Source organism: Streptomyces aurantiacus, from assembly GCF_027107535.1.
Lineage (GTDB): Bacteria > Actinomycetota > Actinomycetes > Streptomycetales > Streptomycetaceae > Streptomyces.
Genome location: NZ_CP114283.1, coordinates 4,889,393 through 4,903,376 on the forward strand (window position 1 = coordinate 4,889,393; position 13,984 = coordinate 4,903,376).

Here is a 13,984-nt window from a genome sequence, read left to right on the forward strand (position 1 = left end):
CGTGGCCAAGGCGGACGGACAGCGGCGCGGCACCGCGCCGGTGCCGCGCCGCGTCTTCAGGTTCTGGGCTACGGATACAGCTGGATCACATCGGCTCGGTTGTCGGCTTCGTACAGCTGGGCCTGGGCATGCGCGCCCGGCCCGCCGAAGATCCACGCCAGTTGGCTGCTGCCGCCGGAGCTGACCCAGTCCTTGCCGACCATCCAGGCGCCCCCGGTCTGGTTGTTGAAGAAGGAGCTGACCTTGTCCCGCCAGTTGGAGCCGTCGGACACGGTGTAGTTGGAGAGGTCGTAGGAGCCGTAGTAGTAGAAGTCCAGGCGGTAGCCGGTGTAGCTGCTGTACTGCCACACACAGGCGTAACCGGCCCGGCAGTCGCTCATACCGGCGGCCGCGCGGGTGGACGGCAGGACGGTCATCTCCACACCCCGCTCCAGCCGCACCCGGTCCTTCCCCACCCGCTCGGCGCCCTCGTTGTGCCGAAGAACGCCCGCGATCTCCCGCTCCATCCTGGCGTCCGCCGTCTGAGCGGACGAGGCGGTCTGCGCCGGCGCGGCGATCGACGGCGAGGCCAGCGCCGTCGTGAACACGGACGCGGCTACCAGTCCGAGTGCGAGCGAGGCACAGCGCATGTTCAACGACTTTGGCAAGTGCAGTGGATTCATGCGTTCTCTCCTCTGGGCGCGGGCGGGAACCGTCGCTCCTGACGACACCCTCAGGGTCCGTGGCATCCCCCGACCGGCACCAGGCGTTTCGGGCACGGCCGAATCACTGGTCACTCGGTGCGTCGCCGTCGGCCCAATCCGCGGCCCAACGCGAGCAAGATCTGCGGAACGCCCTCAATGCCTTCGTAGCCGCCGCCGTTGCCCAGGTCCGCTGATCCGCAAGACTCGGCCGCCCGCCTCAACCGCGCCGACCGTGGCACCGGGGTGGAGATGCACCCCCGTCAACCAGCCTCGTTCTGCCACTGATCCACGATCGCCGCCAGCCGGGGCAGGAGCGCGGCGCACTCGGTGGGCGAGAGCTCGCCTCCGCCGTCATCGGGGCGATCCTGGGCAGCCAGCAACTTGAGTTCGCGGCGTAGTCGGGTGCGACTGGTGCTCATCACGGCCTCCACGACGGACTCCGCGTCCGTTGCCCCGGCCGCTGTGGATGAGGTGAGGAAGTCGGGCGAATATCCACGCGGCGGGGCGAGTTGGAGCAGCGGGCGGGTCGAGAGATCGAGCGCCGCCAGCGCCTCGGCCCGCCAGCGACCGAAGACGATGTGGTCCGGTGAGCCGCCAAGGGCGTGAAGGCTCAGGAGCAGCTCCCAGGCAGGATCGGGCTCCGCGGCGAGCCGGACACGACTCAGATCCTCCGCGGCGAAGTGGACGTGCAGCACAGGCAGAACCCCCTGTTGTGACCGGCTGCCATCGCCCACACTCGCTCGTGCCGCTCACAGCGGTGACAGACGCAACGAGGTCCTGCCCCTCCGTCCTGCTTCGGACGAGACCGAAAGTGGTCGCCGGGCGGCCGGGACTCGGGACACCCTGAGGGCAACCACATGAGGTGCCCGTGTGTGCCGCGTCCTCTTCGACGCGCGCACCGGGGGTACCCCCGGTGCTCACCATCGTGGCCCCGGGAGTCGCCCGCTCAACCCTGTCATCCGTCAGGGGGAGCCGCCACATGTGGGTTCCAAGGCTCGGCAGCGGCTGCGAAGCGTGTGCGGCGTCCAGCAGGCGGGCCTCCCGTATTGCTCGTCACTGAAGGGAATCACCATGTTGAAGATGCCGGGCTCCGTCCTGCCCACGTCCGCCCGCGGCCGGACAGCCGCTCTCCTCAGGAGACTTGCCACCGTCGCCGGTACCGCGGTCGTCACGGCCGCGGCCCTGCTTGCCGCGCCGGGCACCGCACAGGCGGACGGGCACGGCATCGACCACTACGGCGTTTGGGCCTCGGGCGTCAATGTCCGTGACGGCGGCGAGTTTTGCCAGCTGTACCCGGGGCCGTTCTACTGCGACCGGATCGTGGCGACGGTGAGCGCGCCCAAGGTGGTGTGGGTGTACTGCCAGCAGGAGGGCGGACTGACCGTCGGCGGCAACCCGTACTGGGTGTGGGTCATGACCGAGAACGGCACACGCGGCTGGATGGCCAGCTACTACATCAAGAACCAGACCAACTGGATTGACGGCGTGCCGAATTGCCGGGGCTGACGGCTGCGGCTCCGCACGGGCGAACGCAGGACAGACCAACCGCCGCGAGATGAGGAACGATGTCAGTCACCATCAACAACCGCGCCACCTGGGGACAGTACACACCCCTCGTATCAAGAGCACATGCCTCGTCAGAACCCATCGCGAACACCACTGATCCCTGGTCGGGCAGGATGGGGGTGTTCATTCACTACCTCGGTTCAGGGAACGCCGGCAACCTGGTGACGGAAGAGGACTGCCGCAATGAAATCGCCAACGTCTACTTGGGCCACCTTTTGGAGGATTTCGGCGACATCGCCTACAACTTCGTCGTCTGCCAGCACGGTCATATCTACATGGGGCGGGGGTACGAGCGTGGTGAGGCCAACGGCGGCGGAGAAATCGAGCTCGACAACGAGAAAATAGGCCGCAACGCAGGGTTCTACTCGATCCTGGGATTGATCCGCTCCGGCAATCTGGCCAGCGAGGCCATGCTGCGCTCGATCAGGGACCTCATCCAGCATCTGCGAAGCCTGCGCACCCGGCCGGCCGGCGAAAAAATCCTTCCGCATTCCTTCGGGTGGGGCACGGAATGCCCCGGAAACCTTCACATGTACGCGCGGCCGGGATCGACGATCGACCCTTCGGTATCGTGGCGGGGCCCAGCCGATATCTATGTGTACCGGACGCAGAAATGGGTCAATGAGGCCTACGCCACGGCGTCCGGATACGTCGCCTGTTCGGACACCGGGTACACCGGATGGCCCACGGTGCTGTCGCTCACGCAGGGACTCCAGCATGAACTCGGCATATCGCCCACCGTTCAGAACTTCGGTCCCGGGACCTTCAACGCCGTCAAGAACCGCGGGCTACTCCCGGGCGAGGACGGCAACAAGAACCTGATCAGGATCTACAACGGCGCGCTGTGGGCCAAGGGTTACTGGACGTCGACCGACCTCGACCGCTGGACAGGAGACTCTGAGGACGCCCTCGCCCAGCTCTACGGTGACATCGGCCTGCCGTACGCCGATCTGGGACAGCGCCGGGCCTTGTGGCCGCACGTCGTCAGAGCCCTGATGCGCATGGACCAGTTCCGCAAGGTGCAGGGCGGGGACGACGTCATCCGCAGCATCCAGCAGCGACTCAACTCCCGCTATGTCGCAAGTATCCGCATTCCCGCGATGGGTCTCGTGCCCTGTGACGGCGTCTACTCGCGCGATGTCCAGCAGGGCCTGATGATGGCCATCCAGTACGAGACCGGCATCGCCCTCAGCTCCATCAACGGGTACTTCGGGCCCGGCACCCAAACCGCTCTGAAGGGCAAGGGCTCCACCACTCTCACCGGCGACCTGCGCTATCTCTTCCGCGCCGCGTGCTACTTCAACTCACCCACCTATACATCGCAAGGTGCGACAAAGTATCTGGCGGCGGATATCGGGATCGACACCCAGACCGGCACCCATCTGGGGTGGGTACAGAACTTCCAGCGTTTCTCTCAGCTCCCCGTCACGGGCCGCAATGACTACACGACGTGGGCCCAGCTCCTCGTGTCGTCCGGCGACACCTCGCGGGACGCGGCCGGCTGCGACGGCATCACCGAGATCACCGCGGAACGCGGCCGGCTGCTCAAGGCGAACGGCTACGAGATCGTCGGCCGGTTCCTCGACGAGCATCTCAGCCCGGGCGACCCGTACTACCTGGGCAAGGCGCTCAAGCCGGGTGAGCCGCAGACGATCCTCAACGCCGGCCTGCGGTTCTTCCCGATCTTCCAGTACAACGGCACGCAGCTTGAGAACTTCACCTACGTCAAGGGACGGGACCAGGGAGCGAGGGCCCACCGGAAGGCCGTCGAGCATCGCATCGGCCCCAGCACCTGCATCTACTTCGCGATCGACTACGACGCCACGGACGAGGAGATCGACAGCCACGTGCTGGGGTACTTCAGGGGCGTCCGGGACGGCCTCGCCGACTTCGAAAAACGGTACACCTTCGGCGTCTACGGCTCCCGGAACGTGTGCATCCGCGTCTCCAAGGAGGTCGGGGCGACCTGGTCGTTCGTCTCGGGCATGTCCTGGGGATTCTCCGGGAACCTCGGCTACCCGCTGCCGGAGAACTGGTCGTTCAACCAGATCAAGGAGTACGACTTCCAGGCGGGCTGGGGACTTGACCACAACATATGGCGCCTGGGCAGCGACCCCGGCGTGTCCGCCCTCGTGACCGGTGAGTGAGGAATCCCCCATGATCTCCAGACGCAGTCTTCTGAACGCCGCCGCGGGCGCCGGGGTTCTGGTCGTCGCGCAGGGCACCGTGCTCCCAGCCGCCGCCGCGAACGCCGCCGACGACCCCACGGGCCCGGCCGAGTGGACCCGCAAGTCCTCCTCCAACGGCTGGCGGATCGACCCCGTCGCCGTCGCGGTCCACCACATTGAAGGGACCACCCGGTCCGTGTCCCTGCACAAGGGTGACGCCGCCGTGATCCTCCTGCACATCGCGCGCCGCTGGCACTACGAGATCGCCGGCATCGACACGGGAGAGGGCGGTGGCATCACCGCCCACACCACCCGCCGTACCGTCAGCGCCGCCTTCGAGTCGAACTACCTCTCCGGCACCGCCATCGCCCTTCACCCCAGGGCCTATCCCTTGGGGGGCAGCGAGCGGCTGTGGCCGCATCATGAGGCGATCGTGAGGGACATCCTCGTCGACTGCGAGGGCACAGTCGCTTGGGGTGGCGACCTGAAACCGGCGAAGGCGTCGCACTTCCACATCGCGGTCCGCCCCGAAGCCAGGGCCCTGGCCAGGGTCGCCGAGAAGCTGGACACCAGCAGGCACCGGGAGTTCCGGGCCCAGACAGCCGGCACCGTGGCCGACCCGGCGGCGCCCGGACGTCGTGTGAAGGCGCGGCGGCTCCGACCGGTCACGGCCGGCTGAACAGCACGCCGGTCGGGTGAGCCACCGCGTCGGCACCTGCCCCAGGGCCCTTCCCCCGGAGGGGGCCTGGGGCTTCGTGCCTGCTCAGAGCGCGCAGCCATCCTCGGCATCGACATGGAAATCACCGCCCGCACCCCTGGGACCAGGGGATTCCCCCCGATCCCGAAGCGGTGGGCCGTCGAACGAACCTATGGCTGGCTGATGCTCCACCGACGTCTCGCCCGTGACTACGAGACCCTGCCCGCCCGCTCCGAAGCCATGATCCACCCTCGCCATGACCGACCTGATGGCCCGCCGCCTCACCGGTGAGGCCACCGTCTCCTGGCGCGACCCGACACCAGAGGGTAAACGGTAGATTACTGGATAGAACATCGAGAGAAAACGACCTCTTTATTCATGAGAAGTGGTTCTGGCTCGCTCTCCGTGAACCGGTCACGATTAGTGATCAGTGGGCGTTTCGAGTGTCTGGCGGATCTTTCGAACTTCCTGGCGCCGTTGGTCGGCGTCGGCGCTGTCGACCCAGCCGGTCGTCATTTCTGATCCGTCCCGGAGCACGCGGTCCAGTGCGAGCCTGGCCGACGCGCCAAATGGCGTTCGTAGAGCAGCCGCATCGGCGCTCGCCTCCAGGCCGCTGCTCACCTCCCGCAACGGGCGGCCGATGGAGTGGAGAACACGCCGAGGCGGATCGTGCGGGTGGTCGCTGAGCGGCACGCCGGGCCGACGGGGCTGGCGGGCTGGCGGGCTGGCGGGCGAGCTGACCGCCGACGGGGTGGCGCTGTGGCTGTCGCCGTTGGACGACGAGCAGGAGTAGGCCGCCGCCGGCACGGAGAAAGTGCACGTCACACGACTGGCCCCCTGCTGTGGCGCGGACGGTCCCGCGCGTCGAGCGTGGTCTGGGCGGGCAACGACGCCCCGGCCGAGCTCATAGAACGGATCCTCATGCCCGTCACCGTGAAAGACCACCGGGTACCCCACAAGTCCACCGTCCCCGCGAATAGGGACGAGCACGTCGAACTTTTCGTGCGGGAGCGCGACGGCACGACCCTCGGCCACCTCGACGAGCGCACGGCCGTCCTGATGCTCCACGGCCGGAGCGTTCCGGTACTCGCGGGCTTTGATCTCGATTTCAAGTCGTACAGCTGGGCCGATGCGCTGGCGAAGGCCGGTTACGACGTCTTCATGATGGATCTCCAGGGCTCAGGGCTGTCGCCGCGGCCGAAGATGGACGACCCTCGCAACGTCAACCCCGCCCAGCAGCATCTTCTGAAGCCGAGACCTCCGGGTTTCACGCCGGGCCCGCCGAACTATCCGTTCCAGCTGACCAACTCGCACAGCGACCGGGACGACCTGAACGCCGTCGTGGACTGGATCATCCGCGAGCGCGGGGTGAAGAAGGTCGCCTTCATCGGCTGGTCCGCGGCCGCGTTCACAATGGGGCCGTACGCGGTCAAGAACCCGGGCAAGGTGTCGAGCCTGTTCCTGCTGGCGCCGATCTTCCCGCCCGAGGGCACGTCGAACGTCCCCGACCCGCTGCCGCAGCCCGGCTTCCCGACGTTTGTGAGCACGAAGGGGGGAACCTGGGACGGGTGGGGCAGCGAGGTGCACTGCGCGGGCCAGCGCGAAGATGAGATGCGCGACAAGGTGTGGGACGCGATCATGGCAAGCGATCCGGTGGGCAGCACGTGGGGGCCAGTCGGTGAAGGGCGCAATCGCATCCGAAACTTCGTCCGGTGGGGTTGGAACAAGACCACCGCGGGGCAGGGTGGCGTCCTCGGCGGCAGCGTGCCGGTCCTCATCGCGTACGGGGAGTACGACAGGCAGGTGAACACGTCGAGCGAGGATCCGGAATTCAACTTCTCGGTCCCCGCGCTCTACAACGCCATCGCCGGCAACCACAAGCTGATGGTCAAGCTGGACTGCGCCGGGCATTCGCTGGTGTGGGAGATGCAGCACAAGAACGTGCACAGCCTTTCGAAGCACTGGCTCAAGCACCTGAAGGTCGACGGCAAGATGCAGGGCATCTTCGACATGAATACCAACGGCGACATCAGCCCGGTTCCATAGAACAGCCGAGCCCTCGACCGCGAACCGCGGGGTGCCCAGGCCGCCAAGGCACCGGCGAGGTGGAGTCCGCCGCCTGCGCGCCCTCGCCCGAACGACGGGCCACGGCATCGTTCACGGCAGCGCCGGCGCCCTGGGCGCGAGCGTGACCGGGTAGATCATCTGGTGGATCCAGCAACGCTGACCCGGCGCTGATCCCGCCGTCCACCCGGATCTCGTGGTCCCCGTCGTCCAAAACCGGGACCACCAGGTCCGCCAGTACTCCCCGATGACCGGTCAAGTGCGAGCTCGATCAAAGGGCCCCGATGAACGGCAACCCGACCGCGGTGAGCTTCCTCTGGAGGTTGATGTCCCTGGTAGCCACGTAGATCGCGGAGCCGGGATGGCAGCGCCTGGACGGTGGCGTGCCTGGCCCGGATACGGTTGGCGAACCGGTCGCTCCGCCATGGACAGTCCATCTTCTCCTCAGGCTGGATCGAGCTTTCTCCTCTCGATCGGGGACCAGGACGCGCAGACACTGGCGGTGACGGGCGACAGCCCGCTCAGCGGCCTCGCCAAGGTTGTTCCACAAATGCCTCCTGTCAGCGACCTGGACAGCCTGGGGGGCCCCGGCCGTGGCGCCTTCAGCGAAGAACGGCGCGCGGTCCCGGCAAACGACCTCGACCCCAGGTCGCTTCGCCAACCATGCAGCCATGCTTGAGGCCTCCCGGTAAGGCAGCGGTCCACCAGCCGACGGGTTTCGACATCGACCAGCACCGTTCCGTAGACCCGTCCTCTACGTGTGGCGTACTCATCGACACCAACCACACGCGGGGACGGGACTTCCGGTTCGGGCAACGCGCCGAGCAGCCGCAACACGGCGCTGCGACTGGTGGACACCCGAAGGCCCATGTCATCCGCGGCGAGAGTCGCACGCAACGGCTCGGTCCAGCTGTTGTGCCTCGGGTTCAGTCCCGGCATCTGCTCGGCGTACGTTCGCCGAGCACACGAAGACCCCGGACCGCAACTGTCGACCACACCAAGATCGGCCCTGGTCATTTCGCGCAACAACTTCCCGGAGCCCCATCCGAGCGCCAGCTGTTACTCAGCGTGCGGGCATCACGGAAGGCGAGCCAGAACCGAAACTCATCGACAAACGCTGCCGCTCAAAGTGAACGAAGCCACCCTGGAGAAGTTCCTCGGCCACGGGCCGGAGCTGTGCCTCCGCGCGTGCCGCGCGAACTGATTCCACTGCTGCGGCCGTGACGAAAGACGCCGCGACGGCGGCACAGATCCACAGGTACCAGGGAGAGGAACATGCTGCCCATGCCCAGTTCGGCCCGCACCCTGCCGGACAGTGCGGGCATTGTCAGAGTACCGAGCAGCAGGACCGGCCAGGCGATGGCGAGCGCACGCATGTGGCGGCCCCACACCTCCTGTTCGGATCGCGTCCTGAAGCACCGTGGGATCAGCAAATGCAAGGCGCTGATCACAGGCAGGGTGAGGAGCACGACCGTGAAGGACGCCTCGGGCCCGGTGGTGGGCAACATGGTCAGCGTCTCCTAGAGGGTGCCGGTGGCACGGGACGGCGGCGGCCGGCACAGGGGCCGGCTCTGACAACGGACCTCACGGTCAACGGCCGTTGCCGCTCCATGGGATTGGTGGTCTTACGCCTGCTGGAACAGTGTGGGCACCAGGCCATCGCCCGGCCAGAGGTCCTGCTCGGCTACGAGGCCGGCCAGGAACATGTCGACCTCGGCCAGAACGGTGGCGCGCTCCTGGGGTCCGTAGGTGATGACTTGGTTGGCCGCGGCGTCGAAGGCTCGCACGTGGTTGTGCGGGCCGCTGATGATGAGGGCGCGTGCGATCTCGGGGAGGCCGAGGCTGAGGGCGTCGCACTCCCCTGCGCGGACGAGTTGCACGAGGTCGGTGGTGACGGTCTCCCAGTCGCCGACCGTCGGCCAGTCGGCGCCGCCGCCCAGTTCGTGGGTGAGGGTAGAGAGCGGGATGATCTCGCCTGGCTTGCGTCCCTGGGTGAGGCGGTTGTGGATCTGAGCTCCGTCGGGCTGTCGTACCTGGGGGTGGAGCAGGGAGGCTGCGGCTACCACGACGGTGTTGATCTCTTGGGAGCCGTCACCGAGGTAGTACGGCTCGTGTGCGAAGAGCAGATAGACGTCCCTGGTGTGGACGTCGTCGGCGGGCTGGTCCTGGGTCATGGGGCGGTATCCCTTCAGCGGTGAAGCGCCGGGTTCGCGTCGAGGTGCTGGCCGTGCCGCCAGTTCGAAGCCCGGCGGGTACGGGCCCAACGGGCCTTCCTGGCCGCTGGGCTGGTTCTCCGTGCCGGAACGGGCCTTGGTGCGGGTGCCCTCCAGGGTCTGGGCGACTTGGTCGGCGAGCTGGACCATCAGCCGCTCGCGGTCGATCAGTTGAGCCGAGGCCGAGCGGGTGTCCTGGCTCTGGAGGAGGCCTGCGGCGTCCCATAGCAGGTGCTGGCCTGTCTCGGCCGAGCGGCGCAGTTCGTAGCGGTCGCTGCCGGCGGCGGCCTGGACGAGGGAGGTGTGCAGGACCGCGAGGCGTTGCAGGTACTGGCAGGCGGCGTCTCCTTCGACGCTGCGGACGTGTTCGCCGGCCCGGTCGTCGAGCCGGTCGGGCAGGTGCTCTGCGAGCAACGGGGCGAGCAGCATCCCGGGCAGCACGAGGTCGCCGGGGATGCCGCGGCCGAGGGCGAACAGTGCGGCGACGAGGCTGATGAATCCCATGGCGACCGCGGAGAGCCGCAGGGATGCGGAGCTCGCGGGGGCCAAGGCGATGCGTCTGGCGGGACGCCGGGTCAGCCAGCGCACGGCCAGCCGCTGGGTCAGCGTCGCGTCCGGGGTGAGTACCCCGATCTGCAGAGGGAGCTCGGGCAGGGTGCCGTCACCGGGCACGGTCCAGGCCAGCCACCCCCACCCGGTGCGCTCGTGCACGAGTACGGGCTCACACGTTCCGGTACACGCGGTGTCGCGGCGGACATGACCGGCCTGCAGCGCGCGCGATCGTTCGTCCTCCCACCGCTTGGGATCGCGGGCGAAGGGACGGAGACGTTGCTGGGGTGCCGTCCGGGGTGGTGTGTGGAGGGTGTCCATCACGAAGTGCTCCCTTCCAGAAGGTCGGTTATGGCGGCCAGGGCGGAGGTGCAGGTGGCGCAGCGGCCGTCGCCGTCGGGGTGGGCGCGGCGGGGAGTCGGCCCGGGGCAGGTGCGGCACAGCGGCCAGTCGAGGCAGGCCGGGCAGAGGTCTTCGCCGGGGGCGGTGCCGGGCCTGCCGCAGCCCGCGCATTCGACGAGCGCCCGGTAGGTCAGGGCCGCGCTCACCGTGCGGGCGGCGGAAGCCGTCGTCGAGGACGACTCGGTTGTCGACGGGGCGAGGGGCTCGTCGTCCGGCGAAGGCGCCCGGTGATCTGCCACTGTGGCGGGCGGCGGGTAGGCCTGGGCCGCCCTCAGTCGGGCGGCGATGATCGCTCCTACCGTGGTGCGCACCGGGTGTGGCAGGGGCCGGTCGGTGATGACGTGGCGCAGCTGTTCGGGGCTCCAGCCGGCGTCCATCATCACCGTCACGACGCGGCCCTGATCGGTCAGCGGCTTCCCGGTCAGCAGCAGTTCAGGTCGGCTCGCCCCGATCTCCAGCAGCAGCCGGATACCCGGATGCATGTCATCTGCCGGGGGCGCGCCTGTCTGGTCCGGCCGGGCGGGTGTCCGCGCGGCTTCGCCGCGGGCGCACGGAGGGAGGGATCTGTTGTTCTGCTTGTTGGTCTTCTTACTGATGGTGTTCTTTGTGGGGCGGTCAGCCAACGTAGGGTTATCCAGTCCTGGATTTCCCGACTCTGGTTGTGACCTGGCGTTTTGCAGGCTGGGCAGGTCGGTGATGAAGTACGTGGCTGAGCCGAGGGTGCCGTCCGGGTTGCGGTCGCGGTCCCGCTGCAGGAATCCGTAGCGCTCAAGCTCGTTCAGCCCGGTCGTCACCGCGTCGACGCCTTCGCGGCCGCGGCGGGCCAGGTCCGCGACCGTCATGTGCCAGCCTTCGCGGTGGGTGCTGATCAGTCCGAACAGCCCCTTCGCCCTGAAGGACATGCGGCTGTCGCGGAGCAGGCTGTTGGCGATCTGGGTGAACTGGTCGCCGGCCATCACGCCTCGGCGGATCCCCATGCCGTAGTCGCCGCGGCCTTCCATGCGCTCCGTCGGCACGGGGAGCGCCGTGGCGGCGTCCGCCATCAAGGCGTCGACGAAGGTGGGTTGATCGGTGATGGAGTAGACGATCTCGCCGAGGGTGCCGGTCGTACGGCGGAGACGTTCGCGGATCAGATAGCCGTGAGTCTCCAGTTCTTGCAGCCCGGTGCGCACTGCGTCCCGTCCGTCGGGCCCGGAGCGGACGAGCCCGGCGACGGTCACCTGCCAGCCGTCCTCGTGCGTGCTGATGAATCCGAAGATTCCTTTCGCCTTGTAGGAGAGACGGCTGTCGCGGAACAGGCTGTTGGCGATCTGGGTGAACTGGTCGCCAGCCATCGAGCCTCGGCGGATCCGGCCTCCGGTCATCGCGCGTCCGTGAGTGCCCTGTGCGCGCGGCAGCCGGGGCAGCCCACGCCGTTCGCGGAAGCGAGACGGGTGGTGCCGACGGTTGAGGGGACGCGCGTGGGATCCATGGAGGCAGCTCACCCGCCGACGCCGACCAGGACTGCGTCCACAACCCCCGACCATCGATCACGATCCGGCAACATGCGCACTGAACTGCCGTGGTCGGGGGCGTGGTCGGGCCGACCACGGGTCGGGCAGTTGCTTCGCGGACGGCGCGGGGCTCGTCACGGCACTCGGCGTCGTCTCCCTTGTTCCGTCCGGCGTACGTCACCTCGCAGACGGCGCCCTGAGATGTGGATGACGGCCGCGGGCCGTTGCGAGGCAGTGTCGGCGTGCGGCCTCAAGCCCGTGTACCGCCGGCTCATCACCTGATGAGGCGATGCGGCCAAGCATTGAATGACTGTCCCGGGTTCTGATCTCTTGGCTTCGACGCAAGCCCCTGCCGCATCCGCAGGGGCTTCTCCGTGTCCGGCCCGGTATTACTCCAGCCGTAGATCGTGATCATGGATACGGAGGCTGCTCGCCGGTAGCCTGCCTGGGTGGCTGAGATCTGGGGTGAGGAGCAGTTGATCGCGGACGGCTTCGAGCGTGTGTACGTCGAGTCGGATTGGAACGGCGAACCGTGGGCCGGCCTTGCTGACATCGACGGGAAGCCTCATTACTTCGAGATGCTCGTCTACGACCACAGCCATGAAGTCGATGAGTACCGGGTCTGGCCCGCAAGCGAGGCGGTGGCGGAGCTGGAGCGCGAGCAGTGGGCGATCTACGCCAGGTTCTATGAGCGCCAGCAGGCGGGCGAGGTCGGACAGGAGAGCCACCCGGCCCACGGCGGGGTCGACGCCCGCTATGACGAGCTGGAGCTGCTGTTGGCGCCGCACCGCTTGGCGCCGGACGGCGCCCGTCGGCTCGTGTGTGAGCTGCGGTTCGTTGCCGGTGTCGACGTTCGCTACCGGGTCGAGGGGCCCGACTACTGGCTTCGGTGGCGTCCTAGGCCGCCGTTGATCATGGGGTGTTGTGGGGAGAACCAATGATCACACGGCGGCCTCGGAAGCCGGCGTAGTGCCTGCCCACTGGCAGGAGGCATTCGAAGGGCTGATGAGCCGGATCGCCTGCCGGTTCTCCCGAGTTGAACCCCGTCGCCGGGTGCGGCGGTTGGTCTCCGAGCTGCTGTCGGACCTGTCGAGGAGGAACTGCTGGACCCTGGCCGAGCACGCGGGCGATGCCACTCCGGACGGCATGCAGCACCTGCTCCACCGGGCGAAATGGGACGCCGACGCGATTCGTGACGACATACGCGCCTACGTGGTCGAGCACCTGCGCAACACCGAGGCGGTGCTCCTGGTCAACGAGACGGGGGATTTAAAGAAGGGCACCGCGACCGTCGGCGTCCAGCGTCAGTACACCGGCACGGCCGGCCGAGTCGAGAACGCCCAGGTTACCGTTTATCTCGTGTACTCGTCGTCCGCGACCCAGCGCGCGGGTGCTCCCGCGTCCAAGGCCCGCTCGAGCAGCGACCCGGTCGAACCGCGAGCGTCACGCGGTCGAGTGCGGGATCAACCGTCTCAAGAGACACCGAGCGGTCGCCACGCGATACAACAAGCTCGCGGTCCGCGACGAGGCGACCGCCCTCATCGCAGCCATCAACGAGTGGCTGTGACCCTCGGCCATCACCCGGCGGGATCCACGTTCCACGCCTGCGGCAGATCGCTGCCGCAGAAGACGCAGACGAAGTCGTCCTCGCGCACAATGTTGTGCTCCTGGCAGCCGAGGCACCGGCGGAACACCACCTCGTGGGTGAACCCGGACGGCCGTTCTAGCCCTACGTCGTCCAGAGCACGAGCAACTTCCGACCAGGAGCCGATGTCGGGGCAGTAGCCGGTGGACTGGTTGCTGACCTCGCTCACGGTCCACCGGTCTGCCTCGCGCATGAAGCTGATCTCGCCGGCACTCAAAACCATGGCTCCGCCGGCACAGGCCACGTGCTCGCTCCGACGCGGCGCCAGCCGGAGCACACCGTCCGTGCCAACCACGAACGTGAACGGCTCGGTCAGCTCCGCCGCCGATCGCCCAGCGGTCCAGTCGTCGAATTCTGCTGCCGAGCTGATCCGGCACCCGTCGCTGCCAGGCCGGACCGCAACCTTCAGCTCCACCGGTCCGACATATCGGTAACTCCGCCCCCTCGTACTCACATCAGCCAACCTAGAGCACTTCCGACACACGCCCTAGCTTGAGTTTTAAC

Annotated in this window: 10 protein-coding genes and 4 pseudogenes; 8 read left to right on the plus strand and 6 right to left on the minus strand. The window is 67.7% G+C overall.

What is annotated here, in order from left to right; genetic code table 11:
* Window positions 1–68: 68 nt before the first annotated feature.
* Window positions 69–662 (minus strand): peptidase inhibitor family I36 protein, encoded by a 594-nt coding sequence (locus tag O1Q96_RS23615; RefSeq protein WP_269250091.1) that lies wholly within the window; start codon window positions 660–662, stop codon window positions 69–71.
* Window positions 663–943: 281 nt separating this feature from the next.
* Window positions 944–1,378, minus strand: coding sequence for a hypothetical protein (locus O1Q96_RS23620; protein ID WP_269250092.1), 435 nt, complete (start codon window positions 1,376–1,378; stop codon window positions 944–946).
* Between the two features lie 376 nt (window positions 1,379–1,754).
* Here O1Q96_RS23620 and O1Q96_RS23625 point away from each other — a divergent pair, with 376 nt between their 5' ends.
* From O1Q96_RS23625 to O1Q96_RS23645, 5 genes and pseudogenes are all read left to right on the plus strand, one after another.
* On the plus strand, window positions 1,755–2,189 hold the full coding sequence (locus O1Q96_RS23625; protein WP_269250093.1) for a hypothetical protein: 435 nt from the start codon (window positions 1,755–1,757) through the stop codon (window positions 2,187–2,189).
* A 173-nt stretch (window positions 2,190–2,362) separates the two neighbouring features.
* Window positions 2,363–4,396 carry a glycoside hydrolase domain-containing protein gene (locus tag O1Q96_RS23630; RefSeq protein ID WP_269250094.1) on the plus strand — a complete coding sequence of 678 codons (2,034 nt, stop codon included), beginning with the start codon at window positions 2,363–2,365 and terminating at the stop codon, window positions 4,394–4,396.
* Window positions 4,397–4,406: 10 nt separating this feature from the next.
* A complete protein-coding gene (locus O1Q96_RS23635) occupies window positions 4,407–5,096 on the plus strand; it encodes a hypothetical protein (RefSeq protein WP_269250095.1) in 690 nt (229 codons plus the stop codon).
* An 87-nt stretch (window positions 5,097–5,183) separates the two neighbouring features.
* A pseudogene (locus O1Q96_RS23640) lies at window positions 5,184–5,451 on the plus strand (transposase); the annotation flags it as partial.
* Window positions 5,452–6,116: 665 nt separating this feature from the next.
* The gene (locus tag O1Q96_RS23645) at window positions 6,117–7,160 is read left to right on the plus strand and encodes an alpha/beta fold hydrolase (protein ID WP_269250096.1); all 1,044 of its coding nucleotides are present in this window, start codon (window positions 6,117–6,119) and stop codon (window positions 7,158–7,160) included.
* Window positions 7,161–7,665: 505 nt separating this feature from the next.
* Here the strand turns inward: O1Q96_RS23645 and O1Q96_RS44745 are convergent.
* From O1Q96_RS44745 to O1Q96_RS23660, 3 genes and pseudogenes are all read right to left on the minus strand, one after another.
* A pseudogene (locus tag O1Q96_RS44745) lies at window positions 7,666–8,006 on the minus strand (ISL3 family transposase); the annotation flags it as partial.
* A 797-nt stretch (window positions 8,007–8,803) separates the two neighbouring features.
* Window positions 8,804–10,102 carry a hypothetical protein gene (locus O1Q96_RS23655; protein ID WP_269250098.1) on the minus strand — a complete coding sequence of 433 codons (1,299 nt, stop codon included), beginning with the start codon at window positions 10,100–10,102 and terminating at the stop codon, window positions 8,804–8,806.
* A 158-nt stretch (window positions 10,103–10,260) separates the two neighbouring features.
* Window positions 10,261–11,706: a hypothetical protein gene (locus O1Q96_RS23660; protein WP_269250099.1), complete on the minus strand. Its 1,446-nt coding sequence runs from the start codon at window positions 11,704–11,706 to the stop codon at window positions 10,261–10,263.
* A 578-nt stretch (window positions 11,707–12,284) separates the two neighbouring features.
* Between O1Q96_RS23660 and O1Q96_RS23665 the strand changes: the two genes are divergently transcribed.
* The 3 genes and pseudogenes from O1Q96_RS23665 to O1Q96_RS44560 all read left to right on the plus strand — a co-directional run.
* Window positions 12,285–12,776, plus strand: coding sequence for a hypothetical protein (locus O1Q96_RS23665; RefSeq protein ID WP_269250100.1), 492 nt, complete (start codon window positions 12,285–12,287; stop codon window positions 12,774–12,776).
* A 64-nt stretch (window positions 12,777–12,840) separates the two neighbouring features.
* Window positions 12,841–13,203, plus strand: a pseudogene (locus tag O1Q96_RS44555) (transposase); the annotation flags it as partial.
* A gap of 64 nt (window positions 13,204–13,267) precedes the next feature.
* Window positions 13,268–13,402 (plus strand): annotated as a pseudogene (locus tag O1Q96_RS44560) (IS5 family transposase); the annotation flags it as partial.
* 10 nt (window positions 13,403–13,412) lie between these two features.
* On the opposite strand, the gene O1Q96_RS44565 reads toward O1Q96_RS44560, so the two are convergent.
* On the minus strand, window positions 13,413–13,934 hold the full coding sequence (locus O1Q96_RS44565; protein ID WP_385292849.1) for a hypothetical protein: 522 nt from the start codon (window positions 13,932–13,934) through the stop codon (window positions 13,413–13,415).
* Between the last annotated feature and the right edge of the window lie 50 nt (window positions 13,935–13,984).